Genomic DNA, 17,637 nt, shown 5'->3' on the forward strand with positions numbered 1-17,637 from the left:
TCACCCTTTATTGCCCAACCGCTGGTTCAGTATGGCAACCCTTTTGGTTGCCGGCGCGCTGCAGACCCTGACCTTCTCACCCTTTCACCTGTGGTGGCTTGGCCCGGTTTCCATTTTGCTTATTTTGCTGGTCACCATCCCCCTTCCGGCGAAAAAGCTCTTCGCCGCTGGCTGGCTGACCGGATTGGGCCTGTTCGCTTCTGGCGCGAGCTGGGTTTACATCAGTATCAGCGAATTCGGCAACACGCCCATTCCCGTTTCAGTTTTGCTCACCGCGGCGTTTGTGGCGGGCCTGGCTCTGTTTCCTGCTATCGCCTTCTGGTTCTGGGGCAACTTGGCGAAAGCAAGTGCTGTGCGGCGCCTTATCCTCTTCCCGGCCATCTGGATTCTCGGGGATTGGCTGCGAGGCTGGCTGCTTACCGGCTTTCCCTGGCTGTATCTGGGCACAGCTCACACTGATGGCCCCTTGGCCGGTCTTGCCCCGGTTGTTGGCGTGCATGGCCTCACCTTTTGGATCGCGACCAGTGGCGCGGCAATCTTTGCGGCCGGCTGGCTTATCGCAAAGCAACGTCATACAAGCGCCGGAATTCTGATAGTGGCAACCCTTGTCCCCTGGCTTGCAGCACCTGCTCTGAACCGCGTTGACTGGACGGACATTAGTAACGAACCCACCTCGGTTGCTGCCATGCAGGGCAATATTCCACAGTTAATGAAATGGGACCCGGAGTTTCTGAAGGATCAGATTGTGGCGTATCTGGGTATGACCGAGCCGTATTGGGATACCGATTTGATTCTCTGGCCCGAGACCGCCATTCCCATCCCCCAGGATCAGGCGGGAAAAATCATTGAGCACATCAAAGAGAACCTTGGGGAAGACAGCACTCTGATCACCGGCATTCCCTGGTATGGCGTCAGCGCCCGGACGGGCGAATTCACGTATCACAACAGCATTACGGCCATCGGCAATGGTAACGGGATCTATCACAAGCAAAAACTGGTGCCTTTTGGAGAGTATGTTCCGCTGGAGGGTATTCTTCGGGGGCTTATCGGCTTTTTTGATCTGCCGATGTCGAGCTTTACACCTGGTCCGCAGAGCCAGGGACCGTTAATAGCCAATAACACCCGGGTAATGCCTTTTATTTGCTATGAGGTCGCTTACCCGGATTTTCTGGCCCGCAATGCGGTAAATTCGGATTTGCTACTAACGATCAGTAACGATGGCTGGTTCGGGGATTCGGTAGGGCCGTTACAGCATTTGCAAATTGCTCGCATGAGGGCGCTGGAAACCGGTCGTTATATGATTCGCGGCACCAACAATGGAGTGACGGCGATCATTGATCACAGAGGACAGATCACGGCACGCATTCCGCAATTTGAGCGTGCGGTGCTTACGGGAGATGTATTCAAGGCCAGCGGCAGTACCCCTTACATGATGACGGCTTCCTGGCCGGTTTTGACTTTGGCGTTGATCCTGATCGTGTTTGTTCGCGAGCGGGTTATTCCTAAGAACTGACTCTGTTCAGGTTTTGGTGCCTGCAATTGTATCCGGGGTGTCACCACCCCAGTTGTCAGGCTGGTATCAGCTTTCTTTCCTCGGCCAACGGCTGGTCACCCGCTTGTAGTATTGTGAACCGCAAGCTTCGCAAGGCTCCAGGTGACTTGTGGAGGTGAGGCACAGCATGTGCTTGCAGTTCAGGCATTGGAACATGCCGGCGGTTGCAACTTCACCGGCGATATACTTTCCTGCATCGTGACTTTCGAGCTTTTGCCGCAGCGCCAGCGTGTCCACCATGGTCTGATCTGCGACTGACAGCAAACGCTCAGTGAGGCCCGTTTCCAAAAGTGATATATCGAGCTGAAGCCATTCCGCGAGCCCTTCACCAGTTTCATCCACAAAATGTATGAGGTGCTCCAGATCCCTCTGAAGGTAAGCCCCAAGGAGGCCGATTTCGTCCCTGGTCATCTTCTCCAGTTCCGCTTCCACTTCTATCGCCCTATCAACCTCCTCTTCCAGGGTTTCCAGCGTGGTGTCCTGCGCTGTACGCAAGCGGCTCTGAACCTGCTCAAGCATACGGTCATAAGCTTCAAGAGCCTGGCCCGAGAGATGGTGTCTTTCCGGACGAGTCATAGCATTTTCCTTTTGTGAATGCCCTTGCTTCATTGTGGTCCATGATCTGCAGCCGAACAAGCACCAGGCAGCAGTTGTGGCAACATGTTTCACGTCCGAGCAGCCGGACTACCTGTTACGCCTTGTGTGCGTTAGAATGTTCGGCCGCTCCGCACATCATTTTATACAGGGTAACTTTGGTAATGGCAGGTATGGACGAGCAGTACAATCCCCGTGACGTAGAACAGAATGCGCGCACCTTCTGGGAAGAGAACAAAACCTTTGAAGTCAGGGAAGAGCCGGGTAAGCCGAAATACTACTGCCTCTCCATGTTCCCCTACCCCAGTGGCAAGCTCCACATGGGACACGTTCGAAACTATACCATCGGAGACGTGATCTCACGCTACCAGCGCATGCAAGGCAAAAACGTGATGCAGCCCATGGGCTGGGACGCGTTTGGGTTACCCGCGGAGAACGCGGCCATTGCCAACAAGACTGCACCAGCCAAGTGGACCTACGCCAATATCGAATACATGAAAAACCAGCTAAAACAGCTGGGTTTCGGGTACGACTGGAACCGCGAACTGGCTACCTGCAAGCCGGATTATTACCGCTGGGAACAATGGTTCTTTGCGCGCCTTTATGAAAAAGGCCTGGTTTACAAGAAAATGTCTACCGTGAACTGGGATCCTGTCGACCAAACCGTTCTTGCAAATGAACAGGTTGTTGATGGCCGGGGATGGCGCTCTGGTGCCCTGGTTGAGCAGAAAAAGATACCCCAGTGGTTTATCCGCATTACCGATTACGCCGAAGAGCTGCTGAACGACATGGACGATCTGGATGGGTGGCCGGAGCAGGTCAAGACCATGCAGCGCAACTGGATCGGCAAGTCTGTAGGTACAGAGCTGACCTTCCCTCTGAAGGACAGCGAGGACAGCCTGACGGTCTATACTACGCGCCCTGACACCCTGATGGGTGTGAGTTATATGGCAGTCGCTGCGGAGCACCCGCTGGCCAAAGCTGCCGCTGAGCGCCATCAGAATGTTGCCAGCTTTGTGGCTGAGTGCGGTAACAGCAAGGTTGCCGAAGCTGACATGGCCACCATGGAAAAGAAAGGCGTTGACACCGGATTCAAAGCCATTAATCCGCTTACGCATGAAGAGATACCGGTGTGGGTCGCCAATTTTGTACTCACCGATTACGGTACCGGCGCCCTGATGGCGGTCCCGGGCCATGATGAACGCGACCACGAGTTTGCGCTCAAGTATCGCTTGCCGATCAAACAGGTTATTGCGGCCACCGACGGTCGTGAGATAGACGTGCAAGAGGAGGCCTTTACAGGCAAAGGTGTACTGGTTTCTTCCGGGAAATACACTGGCCTGACCAGCGACGAGGCCTTTGACGCCATTGCCGACCATTTGGAAGAGACCGGCATTGGCAAACGCACCGTAAACTATCGCCTTCGTGACTGGGGTGTGTCTCGCCAGCGTTACTGGGGTGCGCCCATTCCCATGATGACCATGGAGGATGGCACCCAACGCCCGGTACCGGATGATCAGCTACCGGTTCGCCTGCCTGAAGATGTCGAGATGGACGGCGTGCAGTCCCCGATCAAAGCCGACCCCGAATGGGCAAAAACTTCTTTCAATGGCCAGCCGGCAACGCTGGAAACCGATACCTTCGACACCTTCATGGAGTCGTCCTGGTACTACGCCCGCTTCTGCAGCCCGAACTACGACAAAGGCATGCTGGACCCTGCGGCTGCGAACTACTGGCTACCGGTAGATCAGTATATAGGTGGTATCGAACACGCCATTCTCCACCTGCTTTACGCGCGCTTCTTCCATAAGCTGTTGCGTGACGTTGGTCTGGTGACCAGCTCCGAGCCTTTCAAGCAGTTGCTGACTCAGGGAATGGTGCTTGCAGACACTTACTATCGCGACGACGAAAAAGGCGGCAAGGTCTGGATTGCGCCCGCAGATGTTATTGTAGAACGGGACGAAAAAGGACACGCAGTTGGCGCTGTTCACAAGGACGACGGGCAACCTGTTATCGCCGGCGGCGTAACCAAGATGTCCAAATCAAAGAACAATGGCATAGATCCGCAATCGATCATTGATGCTCACGGCGCCGACACCGTGCGCCTGTTCATGATGTTTGCCGCACCCCCCGAGCAGTCTCTTGAGTGGTCAGACAGCGCCGTAGAGGGCGCACACCGCTTCCTGAAGCGTCTTTGGCGGCTGGTGCATGAGCAGGTGGCCGGCGGAGGCGCACCCGCTCTGGACGTAGGTGCGCTGAATAGTGCCCAGAAAGACCTGCGACGCAAAACCCACGAAACTATAACCAAGGTTAGCGACGATATAAGCCGTCGCCTGACCTTCAATACAGCCATTGCTGCGGTGATGGAGTTATTGAATGATGTTAGCCGCCTGAATGGCGACGAACCGCAAACGCGGGCCGTCCGCCAGGAGGCACTGGAAGCCGCAGTTGTTATGCTGGCACCGATTGTGCCGCACATATGCCATACCCTCTGGGAGGCTCTTGACCATCAGGGTCCCGTTGTTGATGCGCCCTGGCCGGTAGCAGATGAGGCCGCCATGGTCCGAAGCGAGATTCAAGTAGTGCTTCAGGTTAATGGTAAGGTGCGCGCCAAAGCAGACGTTCCCGCAGACATCAGCAAGCCTGATCTCGAAGCGCTGGCCCTGGAAAACGAAAATGTTTTGCGTTTTATTGAAGGCGTGACCGTTCGCAAAGTGATTGTTGTGCCCGGTAAACTGGTTAACGTGGTGGCTAACTGATATGCGGCTTTGCACCTTGCAGCTAAACGCAGCCAGACTGATTGCCATCAGTGTGATGGCGGCCAGTCTGGGAGCCTGTGGTTTTCAGTTACGGGGTGCATCACCAGTTTCGTCGGCTCTTGAACCTCTGCATCTCGATTGCCAAGCCCCTGTACCCACCGCCCTATGTGTGGCGGTTCGGAATCAGCTTGAGCTTGGTGGTGTGCTGCTGGCTTCGGACGAAGAAGCAAAATATCACCTCAAGATCCGAAACTTCGAACAGGATCGCCGAGCCTCCGCAATTACCGTTCAGGCTGCGGCCGCCGAATACACTCTCAGACACTCGGTTAACCTAGAAGTGATCAGTGGCGATGGCATTCCTATTATCGCCAGTACTCGCCTCTCAACGTCTGAAAGTTACAGGTACGATGAAACCAACGTGTTAGCCAAACAACGCGAGGAAGAAAACCTGCAACAGCAACTGAGCGACCGTCTGGCGCAGCAGATCATCTTCCGCCTTGTGCCCCTCACTCAGGAACGGCTACAGGAGATCCGGAACAGCCACAATAAGGCTACTACCCCGGCTAACGATCAACCACCTGTCAAACCATGAAGACGAATCCGGGCCAACTGTCACAGTTGCTGCGCAAAGGCCTGGCTCCGGTCTATCTGGTTTCCGGAGATGAGCCTCTGTTGGTACAGGAGTGCTGTGATCAGATCCGGGGTGCTGCAAGAGAAGCTGGCTTCGAGGACCGCCTGACCTTTCACGCTGATCAGCAACTCGACTGGAATATCGTTGCCGACGAATTCAATGCCATGTCCCTGTTTGCCGAGCGCCGTCGAATCGAAATCCGTTTGCCTACAGGAAAGCTGGGAGATGGCCGCGCGGTTCTTGAACGGGTGCTTGCTCAGCCTCCCGAGGATATCATTGTCCTTCTGATCAGCACGCGCCTGGACGCAGCAGAAACCAGACGCAAATGGTACAAGGAACTGCAATCTAAAGGCGTTCACGTACCTGTATGGCCGGTGGATGCAGACAAGTTTCAGGGCTGGCTTCAGCAAAGAGCGGGAAACCGGGGGCTGAGCCTGACCCGGGGAGCCCTGGCGATGCTGGCAGAAAGGCTTGAGGGCAATTTGCTCGCTGCCAGCCAGGAGCTTGACCGGTTATCGCTTCTTACCAACGGGAACACCATTGACGAGGAGACGATTGAACAGGCCGTTCAGGACAGTTCACGCTTCAATGGTTTCGAACTTGTTACCGAGCTTATCAGTGGGCGTGCGCCCCATGCCGGGAAGATGATTGGTGTACTGCAACAGGAAGGTGAAAACCCCCTCGGCCTTCTTGCAGTATTGAGCCGTGACCTCAATCTTTTGCTGGAACTGAAGACCGGCGAGAACAGAACAGAAAACCCGTCGGCATTTTTCAAGAAACGTGGCGTCTTTCAACCCCAACGAGCCAGGGCATTGGAGCAGGCAGCCCGGCGCCTGAATCCGATGCAACTGCAGGAAGCCATAAAACTATGCAGCCAGATAGATCGCGCAGCTAAAGGCTTTGACGAACTCTCCCCCTGGCATTATCTGAGGGATATGTCTGCACTGCTCGCAGCCAGATCCTGACATGGGTCAAAAGCACCCGATATAGGGCCTTCTTGGCCTATCTGTCACTTGACAGTTTTTCGTGACCAAGCGCATGGTTAAGGCATCACTAACTCAAAGAGGTGCCTGGCATGGGTCTTCAAGAAGAACTCAAAACTCTCTCGGATAAAATCAAACAGTATCGTGATGAGGCTCGCGTGCAACTCCACCTGGCTCGTCAGGACGTTAAGGATGAGTTCGATGAGCTCGATCAGGAGTGGGATAAGTTCAGAGCCCGTTTTGATCAGGTAATGGACGATGCAAACGAAGTATCCCAGGAAGCACGCCAGACAGCCAAGAAACTGGGAGAAGATCTTAAGACGGGTTACGAGAGCATTCGCAATAAAATGAAGTAAAGTGTTAAACCGTTAACAGAACGCTACAAAACTTTACCTTTAGGGGCCCCGGTACCGAGGCCCTTGTGTCATAGTTCCTCTAGAAGTGAATCGAGCGTCATTGTTTTTATGACGGCACCGCCTGGTCGTATGCTCCAAGACCAAATAAGGCCTGTTCCGCCAAGACGCCCGCAGACGCTGAGAGGTATAAATGACATATGAAAAAGTTGTTGATCATCCCCATCGCCCTCGCTTTTATGCTGACCGCGACTTTTGTTATCGGTCAGAACACCCGCTTTAGTGACCCGGCAACCGTTATCAAAGAACAGTTCTGGGGCAACCTGTATGCGAGCGGTGGCCAGTCATTTTTCTGCGATGCGCCATTTTCCCGAAAAAGCTTCACGCTGACGGAAGGCTACATTTATCCGCTTGCGGATGTGCGTAACGCGCTCTCATGTGGCACCGCACGCCAGTGCGAGCAGGACAACCGCTATCGCCAGATAGCTTCTGATCTTCACAACATGATTCCGGTGCGGAGTCGTACCGAGCTTCGGCGGAGGAATGCCCGCTACGAAGACCTTGGAGAAACGGTCAAACAAGATGACTGTGGTATCCGGGAAAGCAGCCAGTTCTTTGAACCGCCCACCAGAGTCAAAGGTGATGTTGCCCGAAGCATGAGCTATATGGTTAACACCTACAGCCTTCCCTGGCTTGGATCCGCACATGTATTCCAGAATTGGAACCGTGCGGATCCTCCTGACGACAGAGAAGTGTCCCGCCACAAAAGAGTTGCGGAAATTCAGGGCAATGAAAACCCCTATATAACCGACCCAACTCGGATTGAGCACCTTTAACGCTGCGGCTGATTGAGTCAGGCCTCGCACAACTGAAATAGCAAAAAAAAAGCAGGCCCAAGGGCCTGCTTTTTTCATTCCGCCGGAGGTATCAGAACTCCTCGGCAGTTAGCGCCATCATGGATTCACTGCCGCTACGAATACCCTCTGCAAGCGAAACGGTTTTCGGCAACAGACGATCGAAATAGAAACGTGCGGTTTTCAGCTTGCCACTGTAGAAGCCGGAGGTGTCGTCACCGGCTTTCGGTGCCGCCGCCTTAACAATACGCGCCCACATGTAGCCCAATGCGGTCAACCCGAACAGGTCGAGATAATCTACTGAAGCCGCGCCAATGGCATCGGGATTGTCAGAAGCCTGTTTGATAACGTGCTCGGTGACGTCCGAGAGGCGTTCGAGTGCGGCAGCAAGCGGTTCCAGATATGGACGCAAGCTCTCTTCGCCGCTGTTTTCCTCAATAAAGGCGGCCATATCCTCGGCAAACAACTCATACAGCTTACCCTGGCTTCCAACCACCTTGCGCCCCATGAGATCCAGTGCCTGAATGCCGTTGGTGCCTTCGTAGATCTGGGTAATGCGACAGTCACGAACCAACTGTTCCTGGCCCCATTCACGGATAAACCCGTGGCCGCCAAACACTTGCTGGCCCATGATGCAGGTATCCAGGCCGCGGTCTGTCAGAAATGCTTTTGCAACCGGCGTCAGCAGCGCAACCAGGCCTTCAGCGTGGGTGCGACGATCCTGTTCAGCAGCATCAGCGTATTTGGAGATGTCCAACCACTGCGCCACATACGTTGAGAAGGCGCGACCGCCTTCGACGTAGCCCTTCATCGTCAACAGCATGCGGCGCACATCCGGGTGTACCAGAATTGGATCTGCCGCTTTATCAGGCTGTTGCGCGCCGGTAGGGGCGCGGCTCTGAATACGTTCCATGGCGTATTCCCGGGCGCTTTGCAGGGAAGCTTCTGCAGCGCCGATACCCTGGATACCTACGCCCAGACGCTCATAGTTCATCATGGTGAACATGGCGTTCAGACCCTTGTTCTCCTCACCCACGAGCCAGCCTTTGGCTCCGTCAAAGTTCATTACGCAGGTCGCAGAGCCTTTGATGCCCATCTTTTTCTCGATGGAGCCGCAGCTCAGACTGTTACGCTCGCCCAGCGAACCATCATCGTTCACCATGAACTTGGGCACCAGGAGCAGAGAGATACCCTTGGGACCTTTGGGCGCGCCGGGCAACTTGGCCAGTACGAGGTGAATAATGTTTTCCGCCATGTCGTGATCGCCCCAAGTTATAAAAATCTTGGTGCCAGTCACATTGAACGAGCCATCGCCATTGGGTTCAGCTTTCGTGCGGATGATACCCAGATCAGTTCCTGCGTGCGGCTCCGTCAGATCCATTGCACCGGACCAGACACCCGAGTACATATTGGGGAGGTACTTTTCCTTCAGTTCCTGGCTGCCATGGGCATCCAATGAGAGGCAGGCACCGGCGGTCAGCATGGGGGCCAGGCCAAACGCCATATTCGCGCCCTGTAGCATTTCCTCAAACTGGGCAACCAGCGTTTTTGGCATGCCCATACCACCAAACTCGGGGTTGCCACCGAGGCCGTTCCAGCCGCCTTCTACAATCGTTTGGTAAGCTTCTTTAAAACCATCTGGCGTAGTTACTTCGCCTTCGGTCCATTTGCAGCCCTGCTCGTCCCCTTCGCGGTTCAGGGGTGCCAGCACGCCACTCGTAATTTTGCCGGCTTCTTCAAGGATCGCATCTGCGGTTTCGGGGTCCACGTTTTCAGCGACCTTTGGCAATGATGCCCAAAGTGCCGGAGCATCAAAAACTTCGTTCAGGATAAAACGCATGTCACGCAATGGTGCCTGATAATCAGCCATCAAAACTCTCCAATTTCATAACAGTCTGTCTGTGCAGATGGCAGCAGTGCAAAGCCAGCTCACCTGCTCGGTCCGTGTGTCCGGGGTTGTTATATTTTATTGGCGCACATTCTAACTCAAACCCGGCCGTAACTCATGAAAAAAGCCCGGCTCCTGAGAGCACGGGCTTTTTTTGCCGGTTAATCAGCAACGCTTTCCGGAATCAGATCGCGAAAGCTTCTTCCGGCATATCCAGCAGGGTGTCAGCACCCGCCAGCATAGTCACAGCGTGCGTCTTGGTGCGCGGCAGCATGCGGGCGAAATAGAAGCGTGCAGTCTGCAACTTGGCGTTGTAGAACAGCTCTTCCGTAGTACCTTCTGCCAGTTTTTCCTGGGCGATCTTCGCCATACGAGCCCAAAGGTAGCCAAATACCGCATAGCCAGAGTACATCAGGTAATCAACAGACGCGGCACCGACTTCTTCACGGTTCTTCATGGCAGTCATGCCCACTTTCATGGTCAGGTCGCCCCACTCCTTGTTGATCGCGCCCAGCGGCTCGATGAACGGCTTCATCTGCTCATTGTCAGCGTTTTCTTTGCAGAAGGTGTGAACCAGCTTGGTGAAGCCTTTCAGAGACTCGCCCTGGGTCATCAATACTTTACGACCCAACAGATCCAGCGCCTGGATGCCGGTAGTACCCTCGTAGATCATGCCGATGCGGGAATCACGAACATTCTGTTCCATTCCCCACTCGGAGATAAACCCGTGGCCACCAAACACTTGCATTCCCAGGTTAGCCGCTTCATAGCCAATTTCGGTCAGAAACGCCTTGGCAATCGGGGTCAGGAAGCCAAGCAACTCATCGGCCTCTTTACGCTCTTCATCTGACTTGCCACGCTCAACCAGATCGGCTTTTTGGGCAGTCATGTAGATCAGTGCACGTGCGCCTTCTGCGACGGCTTTCTGGGTCAGCAGCATGCGACGAACGTCCGGGTGAACGATAATCGGGTCTGCAATGCCTTCCGGATTCTTGGCGCCACTCAGGGAACGCATGGCCAGACGGTCTTTGGCGTAGGCCAGTGACCCCTGGAAGCCCAGCTCCGCAGCGCCGAGGCCCTGAATGGCCGTACCAATACGGGCGACATTCATAAAGGTGAACATGCAGTTCAGGCCCTTGTTCTCTGGCCCGATCAGCCAACCTTTGGCACCGTCAAAGTTCATGACACAGGTAGCGTTGCCATGGATACCCATCTTATGTTCGATAGAACCACAGGATACCGCGTTGCGCTCTCCGGCAGAGCCATCTGCCGCGGGCAAGCACTTGGGTACGATGAACAGGGAAATGCCCTTGGTACCTTCTGGTGCGCCTGGCAAACGTGCCAAAACAACGTGAACGATGTTGTCGGTCAGGTCATGTTCACCGGCCGAGATAAAGATTTTGGTGCCGGTGATACTATAGGAACCGTCTGCGTTGGGCTCTGCCTTGGTGCGCAGAGTGCCTAGATCCGAACCACAGTGAGCTTCAGTCAGGCACATGGTGCCAGTCCACTCACCGCTGATCATTTTGGTAAGGTAAGTCTGCTTCTGCTCTTCAGTGCCGTGCGCTTCAAGCGTGTTAATCGCACCATGGCTGAGGCCCGGGTACATGCCCCAGGACCAGTTTGATGTGCCATTCATTTCGCTCATGACAATACCAAGCGAACTCGGGAGGCCCTGGCCACCGTAATTAGGGTCTGCAGCAAGCGCCGGCCAGCCGCCTTCAACGTACTGGTTGTATGCTTCTTTGAAGCCTGTCGGTGTTTTTACACCGTTTTCGCTCCAGGTGCAGCCTTCCCTGTCACCAACGGTGTTCAGTGGGGACAGTACCTGTTCAGCAAACTTCGCACCTTCCTGAATAATGGCATCAACCATATCCGGAGTTGCGTCTTCCGCGCCTTCCAGACTGGCGTAGTGGGTCTCGCTGTCGAGCAGCTCGTTCATTACGAATTTGATATCACGCAGGGGCGCTTTGTACTCAGGCATGTAAACCACCTCGGTTTTCGGTCTTGGCTGAAAAGAAATAACAGCTTGTGGCCTTGGGTTTGCTCAGACACCGCAGCCTAGTGTGCTGCAGCATTAATTAAACACTTGTTTGAAACATACGTTTAGAGGCACGGAATTGTCAATAGCCGGGCGAATAATTTGTGCAGGAATTGGGCACCGACGCAGATTTCCCGGGTGTATTCAAAACGCACACACAAGCCACCAATGGCGCCTCGACGGGCGGTGACCGGCTGCGAATCCTCAATAGGGTTTAAACGAAAGTTGCCTGCCAGCCCAAAGGCTGACAAGTGATCAAATCAGACTGAAATGGGTAGAAACCCGTCTTTACCGGAGATGGGTTCTGGCACGAAACCGGCGATATCCTGATAGATACTACGGGCCTGCTGGCTGGCTCTGGACAGTTGCTCAGCAGAGCTTTCCGACGCACTGGAACTATCACGGGAATCAGAAGATACACCGTCATCAACGCGGGCTGACACTTCCCCCTCAGAGTTGGAGGAACCCTGTTCTGAGGCAAGTTCAGACTGAGCCTGCAGCATGGTCTGCATCGCCTGGGCCGCGACTGCGCGGTCCTGGCCTGAGGGTTCCGCAGGTGCCATTGCAGCTGCGCGAACCACACGCATTTTTTCGATGGTTGCCTGGGGGTCGCCGTTAACAGGAGAAACATCAATGGACACTTCTCCACCTACCGCGTATTGGGCGCCGTCTGCGCCACGCTGATACGTAAACGACATGCTGCCTGCGTATTGGCCTCCCACCGCCTGATGCGCTGCTTCATGGGCACGCACTTCGCGATCTCTTGCCTTGAGCTCGGATAACTCTTTCAGCTCCGCCTCATTCAGCCCACCGACCTCTTTGTCGGAGGTTGGCGGCTCACCTGCCTTGCGGTTTGTTCCCGTAGCTTCGCTTTCGTCTGCAGCGCGAACCGCCCGGTTACCGGTCTCCACGGGCGATTCACTATCCACATTGCCGGCACCACGCGGCTCACGGACAACAGGGGACTGGGAGATGAATGTCGATACGGGAGGGAGGGACGAAAGTGAGTTCAAGGATTCAGAACTCAGACCATAATATCTAAAAGTGACCCGAGCGTCTCATCGGCAGTTTTTACTACCTGGGCAGACGCCTCGACGCTACGTTCGTAAAGCTTGAGATCGACAATCGGCTCAATAAGACTGCTCCCGCTGTCGGCACTACCCTGAGGGCCATCAACGCCAGCGCGAGCGATTTTACGAGCGGCATTTTCCATGCCGTACATACCATCCTGAATACCCTGGATGCCAATAGCGAGCGTATTATTGATCATGACTGCCACTTCCCCTGACCATTAATTGACACCATTAGGCCACACTACTGGTCAATTTTCAAACAGCACATCAATACCAAGACAGCCACTCAGGGTTGTCGGCTCAGCACCTTTAACCCAGGGCATCACACCCAGGCAAGGAGCCCGGATATGCTTCATGAGATAATCCAGTGTTTCCTGCTCACAGCTCATTGCTGCGGATTCTGCATGGTTCGCAACCCAACCGGCCAATACCAATCCATCGTTTCGAATAGCCTCCGCGGTCAGCAGTGCCTGATTAATGCACCCAAGCCTGAGGGCAACAACAAGAATAACCGGCACACCAAGCGCCCTGGGCACAGCCGAGTATGTTTCCCGTTCGTTCAATGGCACTCGCCAGCCACCCGCGCCTTCAATCAGCAAAAGGTCCGCCGGGCGCATCTGCAAACCCCGACAGAAGCCCACCAGGCGATCCGCCGAAATGACTCTTCCAGCTTGCTCAGCGGCAACATGAGGTGCGATGGCAGGAGCTAACGCAATGGGGTTCACAAGATCATAGGCCAGGGATTCTGTGGTCACCCGTTGGAGAATCAATGCATCTTCATTGCGCAGCCCCTCCGGTGTCTTCTCGCAACCAGAGGCGACAGGCTTCATGCCCAGTGTACGCCTGCCAGCCGCTTTCGCGGCCTCGAGAATCGTAGCAGACACCATGGTTTTCCCTACCCCTGTGTCTGTGCCAGTCACGAAAAACGTTTTCTTAGCCATATAAGCTGGTTTGCCCCATCCTCGTGTCAATTTGCGTCTTGTCGTTGATATCCGGGCTTGACCAGTAAACCCATGCAGCCTCATAGCTGGCCACAAAGCCACCCTCAGGCTCTACCGGGTAATTCCGGCACATAGCCCGCAAACGGCCTGGAGCTGTGACCGTCATGCGTCTGTTCGCCGCTTTATAACCCGCCCCCAGTTGCTTCAGCTCTGCTGCCAAGGCGAGTGGCGAGGAATAGGGTAAGCGTAGAGTTTTTGTCTCGATTTTCGCTTCCGATAACTCACGGGATACAGCCGCCCGAAACGCCGCCTCAGGCTCGAACCGGTTTATATGCTTCTGACCAGGGTCCGCTTGATTCCACGCCTGATCAAGCTCCCAAAGAGTACCCTCAAGAAGCGTTGAAATCGCCAGGCGACCTCCCGGCCTGAGAACCCGCCGGCACTCTCTCAACACCGTGGCAGGGTCAGTACACCACTGAATCATGAGATTGCTGAAGATCAGGTCGCAGCTCTGATCCGGCAGAGGAATCGATTCGGCATCTCCAACAACCCAGTCGATGCCTGAAGGGGAACTTGCGCCGGCATGATCAATCATGCCGGGCGAAAGATCCATACCCATTATGGATACGACACACCCAAGCCCGACCAGCTTGCGAGTAAACCAACCTGTACCGCAGCCAAGGTCCAATACATGGCAAGGCAGATTGTTCTGGCTAGCCGAGGGCTGCTGAAGCTCCTCGAACATAGCGTTGCCCATAAGGCGCTGCAACCGGGATACGCTCTCATAGGTGGCCCGTGCAGTGCCAAATCCACGAGCTATATCGGTTTTGCTGGCCAGGTACGCGTCAATCATTTTTTGGGCACTCGAGCCTTCGAGGGATCGTCACAAAACTGTACTCCTGCTATCCAGAAGATATCGGCATTCCCACAGCGCCTGCATCAGATAGTCCAGATCTCCACAGGAGTGATCAGCACTAAACGTAACCCGCAAGCGCGCCTCACCTTCGGGCACCGTTGGGGGCCGGATCGCCGTCACCAGAAGCCCACGCTCTTCAAGAGCCTGGCTTAGCGCCAGAACCACATGGTTGTCACCAATCATGATGGGTTGAATAGGCGTATACGAGGGCATGAGTTCATACCCCAGGCCAACAGCCTCTTTTCGGAACCGCCCAATCAGACTCTGCAGGTGAGTTCGTCGCTCGTCACCCTGTTCAATCAGGTCAAGATTGGCACAGGTTGCCAGCGCCAACGCCGGAGGCATCGCCGTGGTGTAAATATAGGTACGGGCCTTTTGCACCAGGTAGTCCATCAATAGTGCCGGACCAGCCACAAACGCCCCGCTGGTACCTGCGGCCTTCCCCAGAGTTCCTATGAGGATCGGCACATTTTCTTCAGACAACCCGAACTCCGCCAGGCTTCCCTGCCCATGCGGCCCAAGAACCCCAAAACCATGCGCATCATCCACCACAAGCAAGGCACCGTGCTCCCGACAAACCGAAGATAGCTCAACCAGAGGGGCCACATCCCCATCCATACTGAACACGCCGTCGGTAACCACCAGCTTGTGGCCGGACGTCTCAGCAAGCATGGTCGCAAGTGTCGACACGTCTCCATGTGCATACCTGCGCACCTTTGCCCGGCTCAGGACACAGCCATCAATAATTGAGGCATGGTTCAGGCGATCCGAGAAAATCGTGTCCCCACGCCCCGCCAGTGCAGAAATCACACCCATATTGGCCATATAACCAGTGGAGAAAAATAACGCCGAACTGCGGCTGGTAAAGGCAGCAAGGCGCTCCTCCAACAGATGGTGAGCATCATGATGGCCACAGATGAGATGCGAAGCCGCACCACCAAGCCCTGTCTCTGGCAGGGCATTCCGGAGCGCTTCAATACTTGAAGGATGATTGGCCAGGCCAAGGTAGTCATTACTGCAAAACGAAAGTAATTGCTTACCGTTGGACGTTAAAACTGGTTTCTGCGGGCCAGAAATTCGCCGGCGAGTCCTGTACAGACCCGCCTGCTTTCGTTGTTCCAGTTCAGCGAAGAAATCGCGCACGAATGATTATCCTGAGAAGTCACAGGTGTATATGGCTGCCGGTTGTTTGCACCAATACAAACTAGGCAGATTCTCGGGTGGCGTCATAAAACAAATGCCGCGCTGCTTCCTGCTCCAGGGCCCCGACAATCGTCTCTTCATTCTGCGCTTCAGACACGCATTGCTCCCGCTGCTCGGGCCTGATACCCAAACGGCGGAACAGCGCCATATCCGCATCCGCCTCCGGGTTCGAAGTCGTCAGCAATTTCTCGCCGTAAAAAATTGAATTGGCACCCGCCAGGAAACACAGCGCCTGCATCTGTTCGTTCATCGTCTCCCGACCCGCAGACAAACGCACATGGGAAGCTGGCATCATGATGCGAGCTACTGCAAGAACGCGAATAAACTCAAACGGATCCAGATCGTCCACATTCTCCATAGGTGTGCCCTTCACTTTTACCAGCATGTTCACCGGCACACTTTCCGGGTGATGTGGCAGGTTTGCGAGCTGAACCAGCAAACCAACCCGATCATCTTCCTCCTCACCCATACCCATAATGCCGCCACAACACACCTTCATGCCTGCGTTGCGAACGTTATCAAGCGTATCCAGCCGATCCTGGTAGGTGCGAGTTGTAATAATGTGGCTGTAGTATTTCTCGGACGTATCAAGGTTGTGGTTGTAATAATCCAGCCCTGCCGTCGCAAGCTCGTCCGCCTGCTCGGGCTTGAGCATGCCCAGTGTCATGCAGGTTTCAAGACCCAGAGATTTCACCTGCCGGATCATATCCAGCACATAGGGCATATCCTTCTCTGCAGGGCTGCGCCATGCAGCGCCCATACAGAAACGCGAAGCGCCTTTTTCCTTTGCGGCGCGGGCTTCCGCAACCACTTTCTCCAGTTCCAGTAACTTTTCCTTTTCCAGACCGGTGTTGTAGTGACCGCTTTGGGGGCAGTATTTACAGTCCTCCGGGCAGGCTCCGGTTTTAATCGACAGCAAGGTGCTGACCTGAACTTCATTAGGGTCAAAATGCTGCCGGTGCACCGACTGGGCACGAAACAGAAGATCATTAAAGGGCAGTTCAAAAAGTGACCGTGCTTCCTGGAGCGTCCAGTCGTGGCGTATCGATGTGGCAGTCATGCAGAAGTCCTGTTAACCTTTTTCGGTCGCTTGGTTTACGGATGAATCAGATGATAAAGGGACTGCATCGGCTGTCAACCCTAAAGTCAACCTGGGTTAACAGAGATAACACCAAAGGCCTATGCGTTGGTTGCCTTTCCGCCAATGCTGGCAACGGCTTATGCCACCTTTGCAAGGCTGACCTCCCGGTTAACCAATGGCATTGTTACTGCTGTGCCCTGCCGCTGGCATTCCCGGGAGCCGGTACTCTTTGTGGCGACTGCCTGCAGTCACCACCGCCGTTCGATCGCTCTCTCATACCCTGGCGCTATCAGTATCCGGTCGACAGCATGATCAGCCGCTATAAATATAACGGCCAACGTAAATTTGCCCGGCCATTGATCGCAGGTTTATCAGAGCACCTGCATACCGCTATTCTGGAATCCGGTGAAGCCAAACCGGACATATTAATTCCGTCCCCCATGTTCCCCGCTCGTCGTCGAAAACGCGGCTTCAACCAGGCCCGGGATATCGCAGAAAGCCTGGGTAAGGCGCTAAGCATTCCGGTTGACACCGGAGTCGTTCGCCGCGTGCATAAAGTCCAGGCCCAAAGGGGCCTGAGCAGAGAGGCAAGGCTGGCTAATCTTCGCGGGGTTTTTAAAGTGTGTGCAGCGGTGCCAGAACGAGTTGCCATCGTTGACGATGTGGTAACGACCGGTGCAACGGTGCGGGTACTTGCATCAGCTCTGAGGGAGGCCGGAGCAAAGGAGATTCAGATCTGGGCACTGGCAAGGACGCCAGGGTAGGCTG

Annotated in this window: 16 protein-coding genes; 7 read left to right on the forward strand and 9 right to left on the reverse strand. The window is 54.8% G+C overall.

Annotation, left to right across the window (positions count from 1 at the left end):
- The first annotated feature begins 31 nt into the window (after nt 1-31).
- A complete protein-coding gene (gene lnt, locus Q4501_RS16620; protein WP_303597380.1) occupies nt 32-1,513 on the forward strand; it encodes an apolipoprotein N-acyltransferase in 1,482 nt (493 codons plus the stop codon).
- 66 nt (nt 1,514-1,579) lie between these two features.
- Here the strand turns inward: lnt and Q4501_RS16625 are convergent, their stop codons facing one another.
- Complete coding sequence (locus Q4501_RS16625) at nt 1,580-2,128, reverse strand: zinc ribbon-containing protein (RefSeq protein ID WP_303597381.1); 549 nt, start codon at nt 2,126-2,128, stop codon at nt 1,580-1,582.
- A gap of 191 nt (nt 2,129-2,319) precedes the next feature.
- On the opposite strand from Q4501_RS16625, the gene leuS reads away from it, so the two are divergent.
- From leuS to Q4501_RS16650, 5 genes are all read left to right on the forward strand, one after another.
- Entirely contained in the window at nt 2,320-4,905 is a 2,586-nt protein-coding gene (leuS, locus tag Q4501_RS16630) for a leucine--tRNA ligase (RefSeq protein WP_303597427.1), read from the forward strand.
- Nucleotides 4,906-4,921: 16 nt separating this feature from the next.
- On the forward strand, nt 4,922-5,497 hold the full coding sequence (gene lptE, locus Q4501_RS16635) for an LPS assembly lipoprotein LptE (protein WP_303597382.1): 576 nt from the start codon (nt 4,922-4,924) through the stop codon (nt 5,495-5,497).
- Nucleotides 5,494-6,501, forward strand: coding sequence for a DNA polymerase III subunit delta (gene holA, locus Q4501_RS16640; RefSeq protein WP_303597383.1), 1,008 nt, complete (start codon nt 5,494-5,496; stop codon nt 6,499-6,501). The genes lptE and holA overlap by 4 nt, the downstream gene beginning before the upstream one ends.
- A gap of 110 nt (nt 6,502-6,611) precedes the next feature.
- Nucleotides 6,612-6,875, forward strand: coding sequence for a hypothetical protein (locus tag Q4501_RS16645; protein ID WP_303597384.1), 264 nt, complete (start codon nt 6,612-6,614; stop codon nt 6,873-6,875).
- A gap of 197 nt (nt 6,876-7,072) precedes the next feature.
- Nucleotides 7,073-7,708 carry an endonuclease gene (locus Q4501_RS16650; protein ID WP_303597385.1) on the forward strand — a complete coding sequence of 212 codons (636 nt, stop codon included), beginning with the start codon at nt 7,073-7,075 and terminating at the stop codon, nt 7,706-7,708.
- 91 nt (nt 7,709-7,799) lie between these two features.
- Here Q4501_RS16650 and Q4501_RS16655 read toward each other — a convergent pair whose 3' ends face one another.
- The 8 genes from Q4501_RS16655 to bioB form a co-directional block, all read right to left on the reverse strand.
- Nucleotides 7,800-9,596 (reverse strand): acyl-CoA dehydrogenase C-terminal domain-containing protein, encoded by a 1,797-nt coding sequence (locus Q4501_RS16655; protein ID WP_303597386.1) that lies wholly within the window; start codon nt 9,594-9,596, stop codon nt 7,800-7,802.
- 202 nt (nt 9,597-9,798) lie between these two features.
- Nucleotides 9,799-11,598, reverse strand: coding sequence for an acyl-CoA dehydrogenase C-terminal domain-containing protein (locus Q4501_RS16660; RefSeq protein WP_303597387.1), 1,800 nt, complete (start codon nt 11,596-11,598; stop codon nt 9,799-9,801).
- Between the two features lie 317 nt (nt 11,599-11,915).
- Entirely contained in the window at nt 11,916-12,584 is a 669-nt protein-coding gene (locus Q4501_RS16665; RefSeq protein WP_368497920.1) for a putative metalloprotease CJM1_0395 family protein, read from the reverse strand.
- 95 nt (nt 12,585-12,679) lie between these two features.
- Nucleotides 12,680-12,925, reverse strand: coding sequence for a flagellar basal body rod C-terminal domain-containing protein (locus tag Q4501_RS16670; protein ID WP_303597389.1), 246 nt, complete (start codon nt 12,923-12,925; stop codon nt 12,680-12,682).
- Nucleotides 12,926-12,976: 51 nt separating this feature from the next.
- Nucleotides 12,977-13,669 carry a dethiobiotin synthase gene (gene bioD / locus Q4501_RS16675; protein ID WP_303597390.1) on the reverse strand — a complete coding sequence of 231 codons (693 nt, stop codon included), beginning with the start codon at nt 13,667-13,669 and terminating at the stop codon, nt 12,977-12,979.
- Nucleotides 13,662-14,522, reverse strand: a complete 861-nt coding sequence (gene bioC, locus Q4501_RS16680) for a malonyl-ACP O-methyltransferase BioC (RefSeq protein WP_303597391.1) — start codon at nt 14,520-14,522, stop codon at nt 13,662-13,664. Before bioC ends, bioD begins: the two co-directional genes overlap by 8 nt.
- A 30-nt stretch (nt 14,523-14,552) precedes the next feature.
- Nucleotides 14,553-15,728 (reverse strand): 8-amino-7-oxononanoate synthase, encoded by a 1,176-nt coding sequence (gene bioF, locus Q4501_RS16685; RefSeq protein ID WP_303597392.1) that lies wholly within the window; start codon nt 15,726-15,728, stop codon nt 14,553-14,555.
- A 61-nt stretch (nt 15,729-15,789) separates the two neighbouring features.
- A complete protein-coding gene (gene bioB, locus Q4501_RS16690; protein ID WP_303597393.1) occupies nt 15,790-16,848 on the reverse strand; it encodes a biotin synthase BioB in 1,059 nt (352 codons plus the stop codon).
- 329 nt (nt 16,849-17,177) lie between these two features.
- Between bioB and Q4501_RS16695 the strand changes: the two genes are divergently transcribed.
- Entirely contained in the window at nt 17,178-17,633 is a 456-nt protein-coding gene (locus Q4501_RS16695; RefSeq protein ID WP_303597394.1) for a ComF family protein, read from the forward strand.
- Nucleotides 17,634-17,637: the final 4 nt, after the last annotated feature.

It is taken from the genome of Marinobacter sp. 2_MG-2023 (assembly GCF_030546935.1).
Classification (GTDB): domain Bacteria; phylum Pseudomonadota; class Gammaproteobacteria; order Pseudomonadales; family Oleiphilaceae; genus Marinobacter.